The 21,414-nt window shown below is 59.2% G+C and carries 21 protein-coding genes; 12 read left to right on the top strand and 9 right to left on the bottom strand.

What is annotated here, in order from left to right; all coding sequences use genetic code 11:
- The first annotated feature begins 94 nt into the window (after window positions 1-94).
- From AC3ITA_RS15230 to AC3ITA_RS15185, 10 genes are all read left to right on the top strand, one after another.
- Entirely contained in the window at window positions 95-886 is a 792-nt protein-coding gene (locus AC3ITA_RS15230; protein ID WP_150672868.1) for an enoyl-CoA hydratase/isomerase family protein, read from the top strand.
- A gap of 40 nt (window positions 887-926) precedes the next feature.
- On the top strand, window positions 927-2,087 hold the full coding sequence (locus AC3ITA_RS15225) for an acyl-CoA dehydrogenase family protein (protein ID WP_056725048.1): 1,161 nt from the start codon (window positions 927-929) through the stop codon (window positions 2,085-2,087).
- Between the two features lie 18 nt (window positions 2,088-2,105).
- Complete coding sequence (locus AC3ITA_RS15220; protein WP_489277675.1) at window positions 2,106-4,205, top strand: acetate--CoA ligase family protein; 2,100 nt, start codon at window positions 2,106-2,108, stop codon at window positions 4,203-4,205.
- Between the two features lie 10 nt (window positions 4,206-4,215).
- Window positions 4,216-5,823 (top strand): 5-guanidino-2-oxopentanoate decarboxylase, encoded by a 1,608-nt coding sequence (locus AC3ITA_RS15215; protein ID WP_489280797.1) that lies wholly within the window; start codon window positions 4,216-4,218, stop codon window positions 5,821-5,823.
- Between the two features lie 24 nt (window positions 5,824-5,847).
- The gene (locus AC3ITA_RS15210) at window positions 5,848-7,038 is read left to right on the top strand and encodes a pyridoxal phosphate-dependent aminotransferase (RefSeq protein ID WP_150672866.1); all 1,191 of its coding nucleotides are present in this window, start codon (window positions 5,848-5,850) and stop codon (window positions 7,036-7,038) included.
- Window positions 7,031-8,446 (top strand): aldehyde dehydrogenase family protein, encoded by a 1,416-nt coding sequence (locus tag AC3ITA_RS15205; protein WP_489277673.1) that lies wholly within the window; start codon window positions 7,031-7,033, stop codon window positions 8,444-8,446. Before AC3ITA_RS15210 ends, AC3ITA_RS15205 begins: the two co-directional genes overlap by 8 nt.
- A 77-nt stretch (window positions 8,447-8,523) precedes the next feature.
- Window positions 8,524-9,234 (top strand): NAD(P)H-dependent oxidoreductase, encoded by a 711-nt coding sequence (locus AC3ITA_RS15200; protein ID WP_095943538.1) that lies wholly within the window; start codon window positions 8,524-8,526, stop codon window positions 9,232-9,234.
- 489 nt (window positions 9,235-9,723) lie between these two features.
- Window positions 9,724-10,086, top strand: coding sequence for a DUF6124 family protein (locus AC3ITA_RS15195; protein ID WP_095943537.1), 363 nt, complete (start codon window positions 9,724-9,726; stop codon window positions 10,084-10,086).
- Window positions 10,087-10,278: 192 nt separating this feature from the next.
- Window positions 10,279-10,734, top strand: coding sequence for a YMGG-like glycine zipper-containing protein (locus tag AC3ITA_RS15190; protein WP_095943603.1), 456 nt, complete (start codon window positions 10,279-10,281; stop codon window positions 10,732-10,734).
- Window positions 10,735-10,834: 100 nt separating this feature from the next.
- The gene (locus AC3ITA_RS15185) at window positions 10,835-12,445 is read left to right on the top strand and encodes a mechanosensitive ion channel family protein (protein WP_489277670.1); all 1,611 of its coding nucleotides are present in this window, start codon (window positions 10,835-10,837) and stop codon (window positions 12,443-12,445) included.
- Window positions 12,446-12,517: 72 nt separating this feature from the next.
- On the opposite strand, the gene AC3ITA_RS15180 is transcribed toward AC3ITA_RS15185, so the two are convergent.
- The 7 genes from AC3ITA_RS15180 to AC3ITA_RS15150 form a co-directional block, all read right to left on the bottom strand.
- Window positions 12,518-13,018, bottom strand: a complete 501-nt coding sequence (locus tag AC3ITA_RS15180; RefSeq protein WP_046037049.1) for an outer membrane beta-barrel protein — start codon at window positions 13,016-13,018, stop codon at window positions 12,518-12,520.
- A 70-nt stretch (window positions 13,019-13,088) separates the two neighbouring features.
- Window positions 13,089-14,684, bottom strand: a complete 1,596-nt coding sequence (locus tag AC3ITA_RS15175; protein ID WP_489277667.1) for an EAL domain-containing protein — start codon at window positions 14,682-14,684, stop codon at window positions 13,089-13,091.
- A gap of 263 nt (window positions 14,685-14,947) precedes the next feature.
- Window positions 14,948-15,955, bottom strand: a complete 1,008-nt coding sequence (locus tag AC3ITA_RS15170) for an AraC family transcriptional regulator (protein ID WP_095943531.1) — start codon at window positions 15,953-15,955, stop codon at window positions 14,948-14,950.
- A gap of 116 nt (window positions 15,956-16,071) precedes the next feature.
- Window positions 16,072-16,404, bottom strand: coding sequence for a hypothetical protein (locus AC3ITA_RS15165; protein WP_095943530.1), 333 nt, complete (start codon window positions 16,402-16,404; stop codon window positions 16,072-16,074).
- Between the two features lie 177 nt (window positions 16,405-16,581).
- Window positions 16,582-16,872 carry a hypothetical protein gene (locus AC3ITA_RS15160; RefSeq protein ID WP_489280795.1) on the bottom strand — a complete coding sequence of 97 codons (291 nt, stop codon included), beginning with the start codon at window positions 16,870-16,872 and terminating at the stop codon, window positions 16,582-16,584.
- Window positions 16,873-17,064: 192 nt separating this feature from the next.
- On the bottom strand, window positions 17,065-17,547 hold the full coding sequence (locus AC3ITA_RS15155; RefSeq protein ID WP_095943529.1) for a hypothetical protein: 483 nt from the start codon (window positions 17,545-17,547) through the stop codon (window positions 17,065-17,067).
- Window positions 17,544-18,365 carry a transcriptional regulator gene (locus AC3ITA_RS15150; protein ID WP_095943528.1) on the bottom strand — a complete coding sequence of 274 codons (822 nt, stop codon included), beginning with the start codon at window positions 18,363-18,365 and terminating at the stop codon, window positions 17,544-17,546. Before AC3ITA_RS15150 ends, AC3ITA_RS15155 begins: the two co-directional genes overlap by 4 nt.
- 228 nt (window positions 18,366-18,593) lie before the next feature.
- Here AC3ITA_RS15150 and AC3ITA_RS15145 point away from each other — a divergent pair, with 228 nt between their 5' ends.
- The gene (locus AC3ITA_RS15145; RefSeq protein WP_414928759.1) at window positions 18,594-18,764 is read left to right on the top strand and encodes a hypothetical protein; all 171 of its coding nucleotides are present in this window, start codon (window positions 18,594-18,596) and stop codon (window positions 18,762-18,764) included.
- Between the two features lie 285 nt (window positions 18,765-19,049).
- Here the strand turns inward: AC3ITA_RS15145 and AC3ITA_RS15140 are convergent, their stop codons facing one another.
- Window positions 19,050-19,511: a hypothetical protein gene (locus AC3ITA_RS15140; RefSeq protein WP_489280793.1), complete on the bottom strand. Its 462-nt coding sequence runs from the start codon at window positions 19,509-19,511 to the stop codon at window positions 19,050-19,052.
- 115 nt (window positions 19,512-19,626) lie between these two features.
- Window positions 19,627-20,307, bottom strand: coding sequence for a DUF3313 domain-containing protein (locus tag AC3ITA_RS15135; RefSeq protein ID WP_095942073.1), 681 nt, complete (start codon window positions 20,305-20,307; stop codon window positions 19,627-19,629).
- A 306-nt stretch (window positions 20,308-20,613) separates the two neighbouring features.
- Between AC3ITA_RS15135 and AC3ITA_RS15130 the strand changes: the two genes are divergently transcribed.
- Window positions 20,614-21,414, top strand: coding sequence for a transporter (locus tag AC3ITA_RS15130; protein WP_371918210.1), 801 nt, complete (start codon window positions 20,614-20,616; stop codon window positions 21,412-21,414).

Below are 21,414 nucleotides of genomic sequence, written 5' to 3'. Positions count from 1 at the left end.
CCCATTTCTCCCCCGATTGCCGCCTTACTGAACACTCGTTTAGTATGGCCTCAAGTCGCATCACCTCAGACCTATCACAATTTCGAGGATACCCATGACCACTCAATCGTCGCTGCTCAGCCAGGTCGAAGCAGGCGTTGCCTGGATCACCCTCAATCGCACTGCCCAGCGCAATGCGCTGGACATTCCGACGCTGAAAAACCTGCATGGCTTGCTCGACGCTTTCAACGCCGATCGGGCGGTGCGCGTGGTGGTGCTCACCGGCAGCGGCCGCAGCTTCTGCGCCGGCGCCGACCTCGATGAATGGGCCGATGCCGAAGCCCGGGGCGCTCTGGAAACCTACGGCTGGACCGAAACCGCCCACGCCCTGATGACCCGCCTGCACAGCCTGGAAAAACCCACCATCGCCGCCATCAACGGCACCGCCGTCGGCGCCGGGATGGACCTGACCCTGTGCTGCGACCTGCGCATCGCCGGGCAATCGGCGCGCTTCAAGGCCGGCTACACCAGCATGGCGTACTCGCCGGACGCCGGCGCCAGTTGGCACCTGCCGCGTTTGATCGGCAGTGAACAGGCCAAGCGCCTGCTGTTCCTCGACGAATTGTGGGGTGCCGACCGTGCTTTCGATGCCGGACTGGTTAGCGATGTCTGTGCCGACGATCAACTGCTGACGGTCACCAGCGAACTCGCCGCACGCCTGGCTGCCGGCCCGACCTTCGCTTTCGCCCAGACCAAAAAACTCATGCGTGAAGGCGCCGAACGCAGCCTGCCGGAACAGCTGCAAGCCGAGCTCGCCGCCGGCCTGCTTTGCGGCCGCAGTGAAGACGGCAACGAAGCCCTGCGCGCCGCCATGGAAAAACGCCCGGCACGCTTCATCGGTCGTTGATTCCTCTCCATCTCCCAGAACATGAACAACAGGTAGCCGCATGAATTTCCAACTGACCCAAGAACAAGAAATGTTGGTGGACTCGGTACGCAGCTTCGTCGAGAAGGAACTGCTGCCCTATGAAGAGCAAGTCGACCGCGCCGACGAGGTGTCCCCGGAACTGGCGGCACAGATTCGCGGCAAGGCGATTGCCGCCGGTTTCTACGCTTTCAACATGCCCGAAGAAGTGGGTGGTGGTGGCCTGGACTACCTGTCCCAGGCGCTGATCGAACGTGAGCTGTCCAAAGTGTCCTGGGCGCTGCACGTGTTCGTCGCGCGGCCGTCGAAAATCCTCATGGCCTGCACCGGCGACCAGATCAACGACTACCTGTTGCCGTGCATCCAGGGCGAGAAAATCGACTGCTTCGCCCTGACCGAGCCGGGTGCCGGTTCCGATGCCAATGCAATCAAGACCCGTGCCGTGCGTGAAGGCGACGACTTCATTCTCAACGGCAGCAAGCATTTCATCAGCCACGCCGGCCATGCCGATTTCGCCATCGTCTTCGCCGTGACCGACACCTACGAACACAACGGCAAAAAGCGTAACGCCGTGACCTCGTTCCTGGTCGACCGCAACACCCCGGGCATGACCATTCGCCGTGGGCCCAAGTGCGTGAGCAACCGGGGTTACCACACCTTCGAAATGTTCTTCGACGACTGCCGCGTGCCGGCCAGCAAGGTGCTGGGCGAAGTCGGCAAGGGTTGGGAGGTGGCCAACGCCTGGCTGACCGCCGGGCGCGTGATGGTCGCGGCCAACTGCGTCGGTCAGGCCCAGCGCGCACTGGACGTGTCGTTGCAATGGGCGGCGGACCGCAAGCAATTCGGCCAGCCCATCGGCACTTACCAGGGCGTTTCGTTCAAGCTCGCGGACATGGCCACGCAAATCCGCGCCGCCGAACTGTTGACCCTGCACACCGCCTGGAAAATGGACCAGGGCACCATGACCGATGGCGAGGCCGGGATGGCCAAGCTGTTCGCCAGTGAAGTGCTCGGGCGTACCGCCGACGAAGCGGTGCAGATCTTCGGCGGCATGGGCCTGATGGACGAAGGTCCGGTGGAGCGCATCTGGCGCAACGCGCGGATCGAACGGATCTGGGAAGGCACTTCGGAAATCCAGCGCCACATCATTTCCCGCGAGTTGCTGCGGCCGCTGCTGCGCTGATCGGCCCGGAGAATTCCCATGTCCCAAACCATTCGTGACAACCTCAAACGCATGCTCGCGCCGCAACACGTGGCGTTCGTCGGCGGCCGCAGTATGGCCCGCGCCCTCAAGCGCTGTGCCGAAGGCGGCTACCAAGGGCAAATGTGGCTGGTCAACCCGCAACACGACAGCCTTGAAGGGGTGCCGTGCGTGCGCAGCGTTGCCGAGTTGCCCTGCGGCCCGGACGCGGTATTCATTGCCACCAACCGCGAACTGACCCTGACCTGCGTGGCCGAGCTGGCCGCCATCAACGCGGGCGGGGCGATCTGCTACGCCTCCGGCTTCGCCGAAACCGGCGCCGAAGGCCAGGCCCTGCAACAGCAATTGCTCAAGGCCGCTGGCGACATGGCCTTGCTCGGCCCCAACTGCTACGGCCTGCTCGACTACCTGCACAGTTCCGCGTTGTGGCCGGTGGCCCATGGCGGCAAAGCGGTGGAGAAGGGCGTGGCGGTACTGACCCAGAGCGGCAACTTCGCCTACAACCTGTCCATGAGCGACCGCTCGCTGCCGGTGGCCTACATGGCCTCGGTGGGCAATCAGGCGCAACTGGGCGTGGCCGAATTGATGGATGTGTTGCTCGACGAGCCGCGCGTCACCGCCATCGGCCTGCACCTGGAAGGCCTGAAGAACGTGCCGGGTTTTGCCCGCGCCGCGCACAAGGCGCTGGAGAAGGGCATCCCGATCATCGCGCTGAAAACCGGCGTGTCGCAGATTGGCGCCGAACTGGCGTTGAGTCACACCAGTTCTTTGTCGGGTTCCGATGCGCTGTACGACGCACTGTTCGACCGCCTCGGGGTGATTCGCGTCAGCGGTCCGGTGAGTTTTGTCGAAACCTTGAAAGCCGCTGCTTGTGGCAATCTGCCGGCGGGCAACAGCCTGATCGCGCTGGCATGCTCCGGCGGCGACGCCGGGCTGATTGCCGACTACGCCGAACGCAACGACCTGGGCCTGCCGAAACTCGATCAAGGGCAGGTCGGCGAACTGGCGCAAGTGCTGCCGACCTACGCTAACCTGGTCAACCCGCTGGACTTCACTACGGCGATCTGGGGCGATGGCGAAGCCTTGAACCGCATGCTCGACAGCGCGCTGCGCACCGAAGCCGACGCGGCGATGCTGGTGCTCGACTACCCATCGGAATTCACCGGCGAGCGCAAGGAATGCGACCTGCTGCTGGCGTTGTACTGCGCGGCGCTGCAACGACACGGCAAGACCGGTTTTGTCACCTCGGCCTTCCCCGAGTTGCTGCCGGCCCATGCCCGTGAGCGTTTGCACGAGCAAGGCGTTGCGGCCTTGCAGGGCGTTGAAGACGGCTTGGCCGCGTGGGGTCGCATCGCCGGTTATCAGCGCAATCGTCAGGCGTTGCTGGCGCTGGGTGAGTCGGCACTGGTTCCGCTGTGCCCGCACGCGCTGGAAGGCGAGGGGCGTTTGCTCAATGAATGGGATTCCAAACAGGCATTAAAAACCTTTGGCCTACCGACGCCCAACGGCGTTCTGAGTACGGCGGTCAATGCGCTGAAAGACGCAGAATCGCTGGGCTATCCGCTGGTGTTGAAGGCTGTCAGCGCACAGTTGCCACACAAGACCGAGGCCGGTGCGGTGGCGCTGAACCTCAAGGACGGCACGGGATTGAGCGCTGCACTGCAAAAGATGCACGCCAGCATCGCGGCATTCGCGCCGGGCGTGCCGTTCGATCAAGTGTTACTCGAACCCATGGCCAAGCCGCCACTGGCCGAACTGATCGTCGGCATCAAACGCGAAAACGATTTTTGCCTGGCGTTGGTGATGGGTGCCGGCGGCATTCTGGTGGAGTTGCTCAAGGACAGTCGCAGCCTGTTGCTGCCGACCACCGACGGCGCGATCCGCAACGCCTTGCTCAGCCTGCGCAGTGCCCCGTTGCTGCAAGGTTTCCGTGGTCGCGAGTCTGCTGACCTGGACGCCCTGGTGACCGCCATCCGCGCCGTGGCCGACTACGCCTGCGAAAACGCCGCACACCTGCTGGAACTCGATGTGAACCCATTGTTGGTCGGTGCCCAAGGCACGATTGCGGTCGATGCGTTGATTCGCCTCGGCCACGAGTGAGGACATGAACATGCAAAGCAAAACCTTGACCGGTGGCCAGGCCCTGGTGCGTCTGTTAGCCAACTACGGCGTCGATACCGTGTTCGGCATCCCCGGCGTACATACCCTGGAGCTGTATCGCGGCTTGCCCGGCAGCGGCATTCGCCACGTGCTGACACGCCATGAGCAGGGCGCCAGCTTCATGGCCGACGGTTATGCCCGGGTCAGCGGCAAGCCCGGCGTGTGCTTCGTCATCACCGGCCCCGGCGTGACCAACGCCGCCACCGGCATCGGCCAAGCCTACGCCGACTCGATTCCGATGCTGGTGATTTCCAGCGTCAACCACAGCGCCAGCCTCGGCAAGGGCTGGGGCAGCCTGCACGAGTGCCAGGATCAACGGGCGATGACCGCGCCGATCACCGCGTTTTCCGCCGTGGCGCTGACCGCCGAAGACCTGCCGGAACTGATCGCCCGTGCCTATGCGGTGTTCGACAGCGAGCGCCCGCGCCCGGTGCACATCTCGGTGCCGCTGGACGTGCTGTCGGCACCGATTGCCCGTGACTGGAGCAATGAGGTGGTGCGTCGCCCGGGTCGCGGCCCGGCATCTGCGAGCGCCATCGATGAAGCCGTGGCCAAACTCAAGGCTGCCAAACGCCCGATGATCATCGCCGGTGGCGGTGCGTTGAATGCCACGGCTGAACTGCAAGAAATCAGCACCCGACTCGCCGCGCCACTGTTCACCAGCGTCGCCGGCAAGGGCCTGTTGCCGCCGGGTGCGCCGCTCAATGCCGGATCATCCTTGTGTGTGGAACCGGGCTGGAACCTGATCGCCGAGGCCGACGTGGTGCTGGCGGTCGGCACCGAGATGGCCGATACCGACTACTGGCGTGAACGCCTGCCGCTGAACGCCGAACTGCTGCGTGTCGACATCGACCCGCGCAAGTTCAACGACTTCTACCCCTGTGCAATGGCCTTGCATGGCGACGCCCAACAAACCCTCAGCGTTTTGCTTGAGCGACTGCCGAGCGACGTGCGCGATGCCAGCGCAGCGATCGCCTCGGTCGCCACCCTGCGCGAAGCGGTCAAGGCCAGCCATGGCCCGTTGCAGTCGATTCATCAATCGATTCTTGACCGCATTGCCGCAGAGCTGCCGGACAACGCGTTCATCAGCACCGACATGACCCAGCTTGCGTATACGGGTAACTACGCCTTCGACAGCCTGGCCATCCGCAGCTGGTTGCACCCCACCGGCTACGGCACCTTGGGCTACGGCCTGCCTGCCGGCATCGGCGCCAAGTTCGGCGCGCCGCAGCGGCCAGGCCTGGTGCTGGTGGGCGACGGTGGTTTTCTCTACACCGCCCAGGAACTGGCGACTGCCGTCGAAGAACTGGACAGCCCGCTGGTGGTGCTGCTGTGGAACAACGATGCCCTGGGGCAAATCCGCGACGACATGCTCGGCCTCGACATCGAGCCCATCGGCGTGCTGCCGCGCAACCCGGATTTCGCCGCCCTCGCTCGTGCCTTCGGTTGCACCGTGACTCAGCCGCAAAGCCTGGCCGAGTTGCAGACCGATTTGCGCCAAGGCTTCAAGCGTAACGGCGTGACCCTGATCGAACTCAAGCATGCCTGTGCGCAGTGATTTGCATTTTAAGGGGATGAAGCCATGCGCTTTTCCGATCTGACTCAACGTATCGCCGGTGACGGCGCCGCCGCGTGGGATATTCATTACCGCGCCCTGGCACTGCGCGAACAGGGCGAAGACATTCTGCTGTTGTCCGTGGGCGACCCGGATTTCGACACGCCACAGCCTATCGTGCAGGGCGCCATCGACAGCCTGTTGAGCGGCAACACTCACTACGCCGAGGTGCGCGGCAAGCGTGCCCTGCGTGAGGCCATTGCCAAGCGTCATCAGCAGCGCAGCGGCCAAACCGTTTCGGCCGATCAGGTGACCGTGCTGGCCGGGGCGCAATGCGCGCTGTTCAGCGTGGCCCAATGCGTGCTCAATCCGGGTGACGAAGTGATCGTCGCCGAACCGATGTACGTCACCTACGAAGCGGTGTTCGGTGCCTGCGGCGCGGTGGTGGTACCGGTGCCGGTGCGCTCGGAAAACGGTTTCCGCGTGCTGCCCGAAGATGTCGCCGCGCGCATCACTCCACGTACCCGGGCGCTGGCACTGAACAGCCCGCACAACCCGTCCGGCGCGAGTCTGCCGCGCAGCACTTGGGCAGCTTTGGCTGAGTTATGCATCGCCCACGACCTGTGGCTGATTTCCGATGAGGTCTACAGCGAATTGCTGTTCGAAGGCGAACACGTCAGCCCGGCGAGCCTGCCGGGCATGTCCGAACGCACCGCGACCCTCAACAGCCTGTCGAAATCCCACGCCATGACCGGCTGGCGCGTCGGCTGGGTGGTGGCGCCGCCATCCCTGGCCGCGCACCTGGAAAACCTCGCGTTGTGCATGCTTTACGGCTCGCCTGATTTCATTCAGGACGCTGCTGTGGTGGCGCTGGAAAGCAACCTGCCGGAACTGGAAGCGATGCGCGAAGCCTATCGTCAACGTCGTGACCTGGTGTGTGACTCCCTCGCCGATTGCCCCGGCATCCGCGCGTTGAAGCCCGATGGCGGGATGTTCGTGATGGTCGACATCCGTGAAACCGGGCTTAGCGCCCAAGCGTTCGCCGATCGCCTGCTTGATGGTCACGGCGTTTCGGTGCTGGCCGGCGAAGCCTTTGGCCCGAGCGCCGCCGGGCACATTCGTCTGGGGTTGGTGGTCGGCGCCGAACCGTTGCGCGATGCCTGCCAGCGCATTGCCCGTTGTGCTCAAGAGTTGATGGAGGCCCAGGTTCATGCTTAATCACAAGACACTGTTTATTGATGGTCGCTGGCGAACCCCGTCAGGGCAGGGCATCGCCGAGGTGATCAACCCGGCCACAGAAGAAGTCGCCGGTAGCGTGCCGCTGGGCGATGAGCGCGACGTTAACAACGCGGTTGCCGCAGCGCGCAAGGCCTTCGAATCATGGTCGCGCACCCCCGCCAGCGTGCGCGCCGGCTACATCCGCGCACTGGCCGATCAACTGCGCGATCGTGCCGATGAGATGGCTTCTGTCATCACCACTGAATTGGGCATGCCGGTGCAGTGGTGCCGTTCGGTGCAGGTCGATGGACCGATCGCTGGCCTTGAGCAGTACATCGAACTGGCTCATCTCATGGACGAAGTGCGCGAAGTCGGCAATTCGCTGGTGATCCGCGAGGCCGTGGGTGTCTGCGCGTTCATCAACCCGTGGAATTACCCGCTGCACCAGTTGATCGGTAAACTCGCCCCGGCCCTGGCCGCCGGTTGCACGGTGGTGGTCAAGCCGAGCCAGGAAACCCCGCTGCATGCCTTCCTGCTGGCACAGATGATCGAGGACATCGGCCTGCCGGCCGGAGTGTTCAACCTGGTCAGTGGTCCGGGCTCGAAAGTCGGCGAAGCGTTGGCCAAACACCCGGACGTGGACATGGTGTCGTTTACCGGCTCCACCGGCGCTGGCGTTCGCGTCGCGCAGGCGGCGGCACCTTCGGTCAAGCGCGTGTGCCTGGAACTGGGCGGCAAGTCGCCGTTGCTGATCGCCGAGGATGCGGATCTGGCATCGGCCGTGCGCTATGGCGTGCAGGACGTGATGATCAACTCCGGCCAGACCTGCACCGCGTTGACCCGCATGCTGCTGCCGGCCAGCCGCTACGCCGAGGCCGTGGAACTGGCGCTCGCCGAAACCCTGAGCCTGCGCATGGGCGATCCCCTCGACCCGCAAAGCTTCCTCGGCCCGATGTGTTCGGTCGGGCAGAAACGCACTGTGCTCGACTACATCAAGGTCGGTCAGCAGGAAGGCGCACGGCTGCTGTGCGGCGGTGACTCGCCATCAACGTTCGAGCGTGGCTTCTATGTCAGCCCGACGCTGTTCGCCGATGTCGACAACCGCATGCGCATCGCCCAGGAAGAAATCTTCGGCCCGGTGCTGTGCCTGATTCCCTACACCGACGAAGCACAGGCGATCCAGATCGCGAATGACTCGCCGTTCGGCCTGTCCAGCGGCGTCTGGGCCGGCAGTGCCAAGCGCGCCTTGCATTTGGGGCGGCAGATGCGCGCTGGTCAGTGCTTCCTCAATGGCGCGGCATTCAACTATCAGGCGCCGTTCGGTGGCTACAAACAGTCGGGCAATGGTCGAGAATGGGGTGAGGAGGGGCTCAACGAGTTCGTCGAAGTGAAGGCGATCCAGGTGTGACGGTTGGCGACTCGAACTGTCCATCACCCACTGCTCCACCTCCAATCGATACGCTGGGAAAAGTCTAAGGAATCACCATGAAAGTACTGATCGTCCACGCCCACCCGGAACCGCAATCCTTCACCGCCGCCCTGCGCGACCAGGCCGTCGCCACCCTCGAAGCCCAGGGCCACGAAGTGCAGGTCAGCGACCTGTACAAAATGAACTGGAACCCGGTGGCCAGCGACGCGGACTTCTCGAATCGGGAAAACCCCGAGTACCTGGTCTACGCCCTGGAACAACGCCTGGGCGTGAAGAGCCAGTCGCTGGCGCCGGACATCCAGGCGGAACTCGACAAACTGCTGTGGGCCGACCTGCTGATCCTCAACTTCCCGATCTTCTGGTTCTCCGCCCCGGCCATGCTCAAGGGCTGGATCGACCGGGTGCTGGTGTCCGGCATCTGCTATGGCGGCAAGCGCTTCTACGATCAGGGTGGTCTGGCTGGGAAGAAGGCGCTGGTGACCGTGACCCTGGGCGGGCGTGAACACATGTTTGGAGAGGGCGCGATTCATGGGCCGTTGGAGGACATGCTGCGGCCGATCCTGCGCGGCACGCTGGCGTATGTCGGTTTTGACGTGCTGGAACCGTTCGTGGCCTGGCATGTGCCGTACATCAGCGACGAAGCGCGCCAGCAGTTTCTGGTTGATTACGGACAGCGGTTGCAGCATCTGAGTGATGATCAGCCGTTGGTGTTTCCGAAGTTGGCGCAGTTCGATGACAAGCTCTATCCGCTGACCACCAATGCCTGACTAACACCACATACCCTGTAGGAGCGAGCCTGCTCGCGATAGCGGTGGGTCAGTAAGCAAGATGTTGACTGACACGCCCTCATCGCGAGCAGGCTCGCTCCTACAGTTCTTTGTGTTGGCTGTCCTATTTGGGGGTGTTTAAGAGGTTGTTTAACGGCTGTCAGCGTTACGTCTGGCAAGCTACAACGGCTTGCGTCATTGCCTACAGCTACGCCAGAATCCGCCGGCTTGTGTGTCTTGGGGGCGGGTTCTATCGTTGGCCGGTCGCTGCAAAACAGCAGCGATCGGGTTTGGTAGCCCGGAGTCTGGCGCGTAACGACACATTAAGCAGATGCTCATTTTGGTCTCTGTTTTTTATGGTGGTCATGCGCAGGGCCTCTTCGGAGGCGCCGGCTCCAGTACTCCGGTCTACCAACCTGCGTATGGCCACCACCCTTCGTTTGGTAGCGAAAGTGATGGCTCCAACTTAATAAGTACTGGAGTTTCACTATGTTCAAAGTCACACCCAACCCGCCGGACACCGATCCTACATCCCCGTACGAAAGCCTCGACTCCCAAAAACTCCACGAAGCCGCCGAGCGCGCCCTCGATCATTACCTCAACCCCGGCCCCGGCATCATGGCCACACCGCGCAAACCCGGCAGCATGTTCATCGTCAATCCCGAGCTCTGTACCGAGACCCTGCTGGTGCACGCCTGCGAGTCGCTGGCTTCGGCCCATGTCATGGCCAACGATCTGGTGGATCATCTGCAAGGCACTAGCCGCAATGCGCTGCTGGGCATTGCGCAGGTGATCATGCTCGGAGAACTGGCGGTGAATCGGGCGCTGGATCAACTCGATCCGCCTGAGTAACCGCGCATCCGCAGATCACACATAGAGTTGTGGGAGCAACTCCCACCGCTTGTTCGGAAGTCCTTCTCTGCGGTGCCGTTGAACTACACTTTTCAGTTGCTCCATCCGATCGGCAGGCGACGCACGACGTCGCTTGCCGCCCGCCAGTCGCCCCAAGGCCTGCCCATTGTGGCAAGCCTGTCGGAGGTCATCATGAAAAGGTTTTCACCGGTCAGCCTGTGCATCGCATTGTCCGTTTTGAGTAGCCCTGGATGGGCACAATCGGTGGTGCCGATGAAAGGGCAAAGTTCGCAACAAACCCAGGCCGACATCAACGAATGCAACAGCATTGCCGCCAGCCAAAGCGCCTCGACGTCTTCCACGTCTTCCGGCGGTAGGGTCAAGGGTGCCGCTGTGGGGGCGGTCGCTGGAGCGACGGCGGCCCAGGTGCGCGGCAATCAGCACGACGATGCTTATGATCGTGTCGACGATGACAGAAAACAGGACTATCGCCAGGACCGGGCCAAATCGACGGCAGCGGCCGGGATGGTGGTTGGCGGCTCGCGCCAGCGCCAGGAACGTCGGGCGGATGAGAAAACCACCCAGGCGAATACCGCGTCGGCTTATAGCAGTTGTCTGCAGGGCAAGGGGTATCAGGTCAATCCTTGAGCCAGGTGCGCAACTAGCTCAAATCTGACAACCGTTCATCGGTGAACTACGCTGCGGTACGTACTCTCGATTTGAATTTCGTGACGTAAGGATCCGACACATGCGGAGCAGGCTGCTCGCTGTAATGTTTACTGTTTTCGGGATGTTCTGGTCGGTGCAATTGTGGGCTGAAGACGCACCGAAAGCGGTTGATGCTCCCGTTGAATTGAAAGTGGCCAACCGCAGCATCATGGTGTTTCGCGCGACCCTCCTCGGTGAAGCCCCGGCCTCGCGGGTCAAACGGGCGAAAGCGGTGATCGGTGAGGCGCTGGATGACGCCGACGACCTCAATGTCTCTATCGATCCGATCATGAAGAGCTACATGGTGCTGCTGGGTAGCCGGCGCGCCTTTATCGTTTCGCCCAAGGACTTCGACGAGACCGAATACGACTCGGTTCAGCAGGCCGCCGAAGCCGCGGCCGACAAGCTGCGCCAGGTCGTCGCCGAAACCCGGGAAGCTCGAAGCCTGCAGTTGATCCTGCGCTCCATGGTCGCCGCGTTGCTCGCCACCGGCATTTACATTGCGCTGCTGTTCGGCATGTCGTACCTGCGCCGCAGAGTGCTGAAGAAACTGCCCGAGCTGATGCATCGGCACACCCAGGCCCTGAAAGTCGGAAGGGTGCCGCTGCTCGACGCCAATTACCTGTATCCGTTGGCCAGCCGCCTGCTGGAACTGGTGCGCTGGATCGTCGTGTTGCTGCTTACCTACGAATGGCTGGGCTTTGTCCTGTCGCGCTTTCCCTATACCCGTCCCTGGGGCGAAAGCCTCAACAACTATCTGCTGGAGCTCGGCGGCTATCTGTTGCAAGGGATCGTCGGCGCCATACCCGGGCTGGGCGTGGCGCTGGCGATCTTCTTCATCGCCCGCGGCGCAACCGCGTTCATGCGGCGGATACTACGGCGCATGGCTGCACCGGGAACCCTCAGCTGGCTGAACCATGAAACCCTGCAACCGACCCAACGCCTCACGTCCCTGGCGATCTGGCTGTTTGCCCTGGCCATGGCCTATCCGTACCTGCCGGGTGCCGGCACCGATGCCTTCAAAGGCTTGTCGGTATTGATCGGCCTGATGATTTCCCTGGGCGCCACCAGCGTGGTGGGCCAGGCGGCGGCGGGGCTGATCCTGACCTACACCCGAACCCTGCGCCCCGGCGAATTTGTGCGCATCGGCGACTACGAAGGCACGGTGACCGAACTGGGCATGTTCACCACCAGCATTCGCACCGGCCTGGGCGAGGTGCTGACCCTGCCCAACTCGATGATCACCGGTACCGTCACCAAGAACTACTCGCGGGTGGTACAAGGCCCCGGCTACGTGGTCGACACCATCGTGACCATCGGCTACGACACGCCGTGGCGGCAGGTGGAGGCGATGTTGCTGGAGGCCGCGAAACGCACGCCGGGGGTTCTCGAAGTACCGCCGGCCCAGGTGTTCCAGACGGCATTGTCGGACTTCTACCCGGAATACCGGCTGGTGGCCCAGGCCATTCCCAGCCAGCCGCGGCCGCGCGCCGTGCTGTTGAGCATGTTGCACGCCAATATCCAGGATGTGTTCAACGAGTACGGCGTGCAGATCATGTCGCCGCACTACCTGGGCGATCCGCAACAAGAGAAATGGGTGCCCAGGGACAAGTGGTACCCGGCCCCGGCAGAAGAACCGAAGGAATCCTGATTTCGCCTGAAAGGGAGTTCGCACCATGATCGAGAGTTGAGCGACCCGCAAGGTCGCTCAGTTGTAGCGTTGTCAGAAAAGCATATAGGCGGATGCAGTCGTCTGATTCAGGTCGATCTCTCCGACCTCCAGCACTTCGTATTCGGCGCGCAGGCCGATGTTGCGAAAGACATCGACCTCCAGGCCGACACCGTAGGTCAGATCAACCCCGGTATCATCGTCGGTGGCATTGCCGTCGGCGTCCCAGGCGTGTGCACCGACACTGCCGAACACCCGCATCCGATCGCCCAGTGGAAAGCCCACATGGGCGGCAGCCTGGGCCGACTTGCCTTCGAAATCGACATTCTTGTCCTTGAATTGACCCAGGTCGACGTAGGCACCCTCGAAGGCCAGGTAGCTATTGACGCGATACCCGGCATAAACCTTGTAGCTGGTGTCGTCGTCGTCCAGTCTGGATTCGTCGGTCTGTATGCTGCTTACGCCAGCTCCAAGATATAAACCTTTGTCATCAGCGAGCGCCTGAAAAGACAGCAGCGATAGCAGTGAAGCGAAGCCAAGGTTTCGAAGTAGCATGTGTGGTGGAGTCCTTGTACAGGTTTGTCTGGTGTTAGGGTTCGGCGAACATTTGAAGGGCCATAAGGGGTTAATAGAAATCATTGATTGATATTTTTGGGTCGTAGGGCGGCACGTTTTCCGGGCATTGAAAGTAGCGTCTGGCCAACGCCTGGATTGGCAGTGCTTTGGAGAACAACCAGCCTTGCGCCAGTAGAACCCCTTCCGAAACCAGATGCGGCAGTTGTTCCTGACTCTCCACACCTTCGGCCACGACCTTGAGCCTTAGCGACCTGGCCAACTGGGCAATGTGGCGCCACAAGGCGTCCTTGGCTGCGATCTTGTCGTCTGCGATGAACGAGCGATCTATTTTCAGAATGTCGAAAGGCACTGAATCGAGGAGCGAGAGGTTGGAATAACCGGTGCCGAAATCGTCCACGGCAATGCGATGCCCGCAGGCCCGAAGCCGTCGCAATTGCAGGGCGGCAGGTTTGTGATCGAGCAGGGTCCTTTCGGTGATTTCAAAGGCCATGGCGGACGCAGGCATGTTGTAGGTTGCCAGCACGCTGGCCACATAGTCCGGGAAGCTCGGGTCCTGAATATCCTGGGCGCAAAGATTGACCGTAATGTAGAAGTCCTGGCAGGCCCATAGGTAGGTGCTGTAATCCTCCGCCACTTGCCGAATCACCGAACGCGTCAGTTTGCGGATCAAGTCGGACTTCTCGGCCACCGCAATGAAAACATCCGCAGGCACTTGAGTGCCGTTGTCGTTCCATCGGGAAAGTGATTCGGCGCCCACCAGATAGCCCGTCGTCAAGTTGACGATAGGCTGATAGTGAACCCCCAGCGCGTTGGCTTTAAGGGCATTGCGCAGCCGTACGGCGGTAGAGGTGTAATGTCGTTGAATACACCTTGCGAGCAAGAGCAGCGCTGCGAACACGCACGCAAGGCCAATGAATAATTTGAATTTGAGACTTGTCAGGTAGCTCAACGGAAGAGAAACGACAGAGATCAGTTCATTTCGGTTGCCTGCAAAGGCGATCAGGACCTTGTCTGCCGAGATAACCAGTTCCTCCAGGTGGAAGGGCTTGCGCATCGTCAGCGGCGTGGGGCCCGTGGAAGCAATGGGTACCGCGCCGCCGGGGCCGATGAGGTCCAGTTGCAGGTCCTCGGGAAACTTCAAGTTGTCGAGCAGGATCTTCTTGTTTGCCCAGACGTAGGTTGACTGTTCCGACACAACGATAAAGTCGGTGTCCGCAGAAACCGTATGGCCGGAATCGACCCAGTAGGTTCGCTTGCCAACGGAGAATTTGCGTTTGTCGTTACCGGGTAGTATCGACGAGAGTTCCTGTCCGTAGGAGGAGCAGATCTTGCCATTGGGCAACTGAATTGCCGCTTGGTCAACGAATCGCAGGTTCTTGACCAGGTTAGCCAGTTGCGAGTATTGCTCGGCGGAGCACTCTTGACCCGAGCGATCAAGATCGCCGAGGGTTTCCAGTACTTTGTCGATCTGCGCATTGGGCTCCACTTGAGCAGCACGCAGATCGGCATAAACGTTATTCAACTTCCGTGCAATGAATGGCTCCGCCAATCCTCCAGCGCAGAGCCAAGCGGCCCAACCCGCTGCAGCAATCAGACAGACAGTGACTGCGTGCCTTCCAAGTAACGCTTTATATGCGGCAACCATCGACAAACCCCGAGCTATCATTATTTCACTGTGCATCCTGTCGTCGTGGATTAAACGACTTCAGTACCAGTCAATTACCCAGGCCAATAAGATGCCGCTTGCATAGACGGCTATGCACAGTGCGATTTTCTGCTTGAGTGGCAGCGTGTTTATTCGATGTTGCATGCTTATCTCCTTGAGTAGGCAAATAAGCAATTTTGGATACCCGTGGTTAATCAAGGAAAATCATTAATCATCATTTACAGGGTTTTGATAAATACCTGTTAACGATGATTTCTATCGCCGGCGGCCTGATTGTAAACGGGTGTGTTCCTGGGCCTGGCTGAGTTGCGCCTGGCCGTTTCCGACGGCGTCTCTCCGTAAGCGATCTGATACGCCTTGGAAAACCGGCCCAGATGGTGAAAGTTCCAGAACATCGCGGTTTCTGTGACGGTGGGCCACGTTTTATTGATCAGGTCGCGACGGGCACTGGCGAGCCTCAAGTTTCTGATATAAGCGATTGGCGATATCCCGAAGGTTTCAATAAAGCCAAAGTGCAAGGTGCGAGTGGTGGTTTCAAGCTGCCTTACGAGCGACTTTATAGTGAGGGTTTTTTTTGTGTTTTCATGGATGTACTGTATGGCTTCTATCGCCACTTTTCTTCTTGTCGGGACTTTGCGGCTGACACCGCCTGCGGGCGTCAACGACTGCAACAGAGAAGCGAGTACTGCACTTTCAATCGCCGAACCCTCTGCTTCGCTGCGTTGTGCTGAAGCCGCGTCATTGATGTCGTCACAGCAAGCGCTGATGGCTTGAATGGCCGATTGTATGAATTGAAAGTTTTCAGCCTGGAAGCTGTGTTGTGTCCGGTTTGCAAGGATATCCATGACAGGGTGGTGTTGGCGGCACCGGTTATAGTTTTCCAGTGTCGTGGTGATGGTGAACAGTGTTTCATTCGGTTCGCAGGTGTAATGCACCGATTCATCGCTGTGCAGTACGATGACTTCGTCAGGCCGTAGTTTGTGATTATTTACGACGGGGCGCCCAATCGGGGCCTGGGAGATGGCGAATGTCACGCATCCGGCAGGGACAGAACTGACCAGCGTCACGGAAGAGTCGAACTCAAGGCGACTGCACTGCAGTTGCGGACTGTGAAAGAGTTTGTGTTGCCGAATGCGCGCTTCATGCTCGGTCGGAATAAGGCTCATTTCCCATTTGCCTATTGTTCTATTCAGTTGGCTCGGCAAGGCAGAAGACAAATGAAAGATCTCGTCGGGCGGTGCGATACTCATGAAATTGAAGGCTCATCTGTTAAATGATTAGGGTCAAGCCTGACAGGCAGACATGGAGTAGATACGCGATTGGGCGTCCTTGCTGTCGGTGAGATCGACCCACTTCGAACGGGGAGTCAGAGTCCCCGGATCAGTTCCAGCTCTGCCGAAAATGCGTACTTGCTGTTCAACGGTGAGTCGTCCATGTGTTGAACGTTGCGCGGATCGATTTTCGAACTGAAAATCTGCGATTGGGGTTTCATCGGGTCAATGGCTGCTGCTGTAAAGGAGTAAAAGTCGTCAATACGATAACCGGTTTTTACCTGATAGCCAGTTTTCACGGTACTTGGGGCCTTCTTGTTGGTTTCGATACTCGTCAATTTGGCACTGTAGACGCCCTTGTCGTCGGCCATGGCCTTGAGGGAAAGCAATAAACCAAACGACACGGTGACGAAGTTTTTCAGTAGCATCGAGGCGATTCCTTATTAACAGTTTATTCAGGCAGTGCAGAATGTCAGCTGCATCTCTGCCACGACTTGGGCTGCAAATAATCTCACTTCGATGGCACCTGCCAAAGTCAATAACTCATATTTTTCAGGTCGCCGGAAGTGGCCAGTCAGCGCTTGCCCCTGCGAATCCAACGCGCCTCAAAGTAGTATGAGCCAGTTGGCGTAGCTCATGCCGGCATCACTTTGTGGTGGGGCAGGGAGAGCAGAATCATTGTCCTGCTCGTCCGTATGATACTCATTCTCACTTTGAATCTTCAGATGCGACAGTTTCTGGCTGTCATCCGGGCTTGTTTCAATTTCATAATATTCAATGGTCGTGCTTTCGACGGAACGCTCGTCGTGCGCCAACGAGTAGAGTGGCATGGCAGACAAAAAAAAGACCGCCATGAATCCGAAAGTCGTCGATTTGCGGGGTCGCAGGAAATGCATGGTTTTCACTTGATTCTCCTGTATAGGGCATTGTCCCGGGCGAGAATCAAGCTGGCTCGATTCCAAGGATGATCGGCGAGGGATTTTTGACAGGAGAGACGTTTGATTCAAATCAATAAGTGTTATTTTTGTTTGAGAGTTATTTGATTTGAATCTGTGCCAGGCGGGTGTCGAGTCGCTGCGGGAGACCGATCAATGGTTCATGCAGCGCAGGCGGCCAAGTTCATGGATGTAAAAACACACGGCGTTTTTATCCTGGGTCGGAATCAACTCATAGTTTAGAATGGCGCCTTCTTGCAAGACATATTGACGCCTGAAGAACAGGTCGGGGGTCTTTTCAATGGCAAAAAGTTCATTGTCCTGGCTGAGTTTGATATTGCTGACCTTGATCTCGACGTGTGTATTGTTTTCTCCGATTATATTTGCCGAGATGGTCGCGTTGCGGATTTTTCCATTCAGGCTTTCCAGTGTGGTCCCCGTGAGTCGACCATGCCCGATAGTGAGGTACTCTTCCGTGTTGAGTTGGTTGAGATCCTCCAGCCATTGTCGGGATTTCGTCTGGTAACTGGTATTTTCCATGTAGTGCGAAGGTGAATAGACAAAAGAAAAAACGCACAGTGCATTGATCAAGACTATAAGAGGCCAGTGAAGGGCTTGTGGAATTCCGAACTTCATAAGGTGACTTCCAGACATTGACGAATCATCAAGGCGAGGTCTCTTTCGCTGCTGTTCAATTGCAGATTTGCAGTGCTTTGATCCTGGCGGATACACGAAACGGAATAATTGGCTTTATAGAGGTTGATCCAGACCTGGCCCTTCAGGTTTGGCGGTAGCTGTTCAGTTTGTTTGACCGAAAGATCCATCAGCGCTTGGGCCTCGGCAAGATCGCTGCCCACGGCGTGTATGACCAGTCCATTCTTGTCGATACTGGAAATTTCAATTTTTGGCGCGTCGAAGTCGAATTGAAAAATAGTAAAGGCAACGACTGCCAGCGTAACGACATAAGCGATCAGCTGGGCCTTTGTAATGCGGGTGGATCTACTGGTTTTACCTGAAGGTACCAGTCGTTCACCGCCACCCGGTGGCGGTAGTTGCTCAGTGATGGGCGCGGGTGGCTGCGCTGTTTCCTCTCGGGGTGCCGGTACGTCTGCCTCGGCATCGACTACGCATTGCCGGTTGAAGCAATATCCTCGTCGAGGAACAGTCATCAATATCTCGTGATCTCGACTGTCATTGAGAATATTGCGTAGTGAGAAAACCGTTTGATTCAAACTGCCGGAGGCAACCACGCGGTCATTCCAGGTGTAGTCGATGATTTCATCGCGGCTTTTAGTGACACCTGGCTCCATGAGCAGCAGGTCCAACAGACGCGACTCAGCTCTACCTAGCGTGGAATTCTGTACATCTCCATGGGGTGTTGTAATGGAAAGCATGGCGTTGTCGGGGTCGAATACCGCCATGGCGCCATTTTTCAACTTGAAGGTGTAGCTCATAGAAATCTTCCGTTCAGGCGGTGCTGGCCTGAGTATAGGGGCCGGATTTGGCTCGGTACATTCTGGTCTGGGAAGTGAACGAAGATGAGGGCCAGGCGGAGGGTGCACGGTGTGTTGCATTTACAAAGCCGGACGGGCTCGTTTCAGAGGCGTGCGGTTCGGCAAGCAGCCCGGCCTGTCAGAGGTATCAGTTCAATCAAACAAAGAAAAAGCATTACCGGATGACCCATGGTTTTCGATTTTGACACCATGAATAATGCTTGGAATGGATTAGCTGCGCTATCCGAAAACTGCAAGCCGGGGCAGGTGGGTTTGCGCGCAGCCACGCCTGAATCAACTAACCTCGTTGTTCCGACAGGCTTCAGTTTCAGCCTGAACTATCAGGATACAAATCAATGATTGTATTTTTGTGCACCTGGCTTGCTAAAGATTATTTTTGATTCTTATTAGCTTTGAAGCAGGGGCGTTACCGATTTAAATGGATCTCGAGGAGCGTTGACGCACATCGCGTCGATGGTTTGTTTGTCGCGGCGTAAACGATCCTCACCTCTCGTTCTACGGCTTTGCCCCGAGTCCTTTCATGAAGGGCCCGGGGCTTTTTTTTAAGCGGGCGCAGGTGGCCGGAAGCCAGGACGCGAGTATGACGGCAGGGGCACAAACACTTCACGCCATTGTCGTCGGCGATCAAGGCAAGACATCGTAGCCACGTTGTTGCAGGCAGCTGCTGTAGACGGAATTGTTGGCGGTGATGCTTTGTTCGCTCTCTTTCATATTCTGCCGGCGCTCCTGGCGTTGCCTGGAGCCCCCCACGACGGCGCCGGCAACCGCGGCACTGTGTGCGCGGTTCTGGCGATAGTCTTGCCTGGTATCGTCGTCGATCTGGTCATAGAGGTTTTCATGTTGGCGGCCGCGAACTTCTGCCGCGGTCGCACCGGCTACCGCAGCGGTAGCGGCGCCCTTGACCCGACCACCGGAGGGTACGGTGCTTTGCACCGGATGTTGCGCGTTGGCCTGGGATTGGCAGGCACTGGTGTCCTGCTGGATGGTCTGGGAGGTTTGACCTTTGAGGGGAACCACGGTCGCAGCCAGGGCGCTGGTGCTCAGGGACAGCATCAGGATCGCCAGGGTATGGGCCAGAATTTTCATCATTGAGTCTCGCGTCAGGCGTTGGTACGGCTAACGGTTTGTCAGAGGGAAAACGCGGCGGGGTATCAGATTGAAACCCCATGCCGGTCTGCTAGCGATGGGGTTTGCCTGAACGTCAACGCTTGAGGAGGAGGGCCTGCATGTCGTCCGTCATGCCTTTGAGTGCAACCTTGAAGTCATTGGCAACAATCGGCTGTTCGGCATTCTTGATGGTCTCGCCGAATACCTTGCGCACGATCTTCGCGACCGGCATACCGGTTTTGGCGTCGATCAGGTTGGCTTCGATGTACATCTCGGCGGTCTGGTCCCGATGCCCGGTGGCTGCTTGTGTCGCCCCGACAATGGCGCCGATTGGAACAGCCTCGTACCAGTGCATGCCTTCATTGTTGGCGCTGACGTGAGTGATCGCCGCCTGCAGGATCAGCGACCGCGAATCGGTTGGCGCCAGCTGCGGATAAGGGACGATCGCATAGCGGCGGGCAAAGGCGGTTTTGACGCTGTTGCTGGCCATCAGTTGCAGGTCTTGCAGGGTCTTCAGGCTGACGCGCGCGGTCGGCTGCGGGGATGGATACAGTTCCATCTGCCGGAACACCACAGTGGAATACGCGCGTGGATCGAACCCTGGCGATACCCAGCGCAATACTTTCTGCTCACTCGGCGTAGTTTGCTCCTCCAGGCCCTGGTAATTGCCCAGGAAGCCCGAGTATTGCTCTTGCTGCGCGACTTTCGAGACACAGCCGACCTGAAATACACAGCTCAAAGCAATACCCGCAATCCATTTATTCGACATGCCCATGTTTTTGGTTCTCAAGTGATGAAAGTTGTCATTCGGGTTCCGACCTGGCCCCGGGCATTGGTCCGCGCGCCTTGTATTCAGGCACGGGTACTCGCCGCACGGTTACGCAAAGCAGGTGCTTGCACGCCGGTCAATGCGGGCCGAATGCTGCCTGTAGCAGCGGGATAATCCGAATCAATAACTCTCAAAAACTGTTAAACACGGGGCGGGGGAAATTGCACTTCGATCACAGTTGCCTACGCTAACCCTTTGCAGCGCCGGTTTTGGCGTCTAAAGGTGAGTGAGATGGATTTGAAAGAACAATGGATGGGTACCGCGTCGACACTCGTCGTTGCGTTGGGCTTCATCCCGATGGTTCAGGCCGACGATTCGGCAGAGTTGGCGAAGAAAGCCCTCAACCCGGTCGCGGCGATGTACAGCCTGCCGGTGCAGTACAACTGGGACCAGAAGATGGGACCGACCGGGGAGGGCATGCACAGTGTCACCAATATCCAGCCTGTACTGCCGTTTGCCTTGAACGAAGACTGGAACCTCATCTCCCGAACCATTCTTCCGATTATCGACCAGCACGGCCTGGCCCCCAATGGCGCGGCGGACAAATCCGGCACCGGGGATATCACCCAGAGTTTTTTCTTCTCACCGACCAAGCCCACGGAAAGTGGCTGGATACTCGGTGGCGGCCCGGCGTTGCTGATACCGACCGGCAGTGATGAATTGCTCGGCAGCGAGCAATGGGGCCTCGGCCCGACGGCGGTGGCGTTGAAGCAATCCAATGGCTGGACCCGAGGCATTCTGGCCAACCATATCTGGGGCCTGGACGACAGCCCGCCGGACGACAAGGAAAAGGTCAACCAGACCTTCCTGCAACCCTTCCTCTCGTACACCACTCATACATACACGACCTACGGGGTAAACACCGAGTCGACCTACAATTGGCAATCGCGCGAGTGGGCGGTACCGGTCAACCTGACGGTGACTCAATTGTTGAAGATCGGCGGTCAACCGTTGACGGTGCAAGCCGGCCCGCGCTACTGGCTTGACAGTCCGGAAGACGGGCCGCAAGGCTGGGGCTTTCGCGCCGCCGTGACGCTCCTGTTTCCACGCTGA

This window comes from Pseudomonas sp. GL_090 (genome assembly GCF_057837765.1).
Note: the sequence above shows the minus strand (reverse complement) of the source record. Positions and strands in the feature narration are given on the sequence as shown.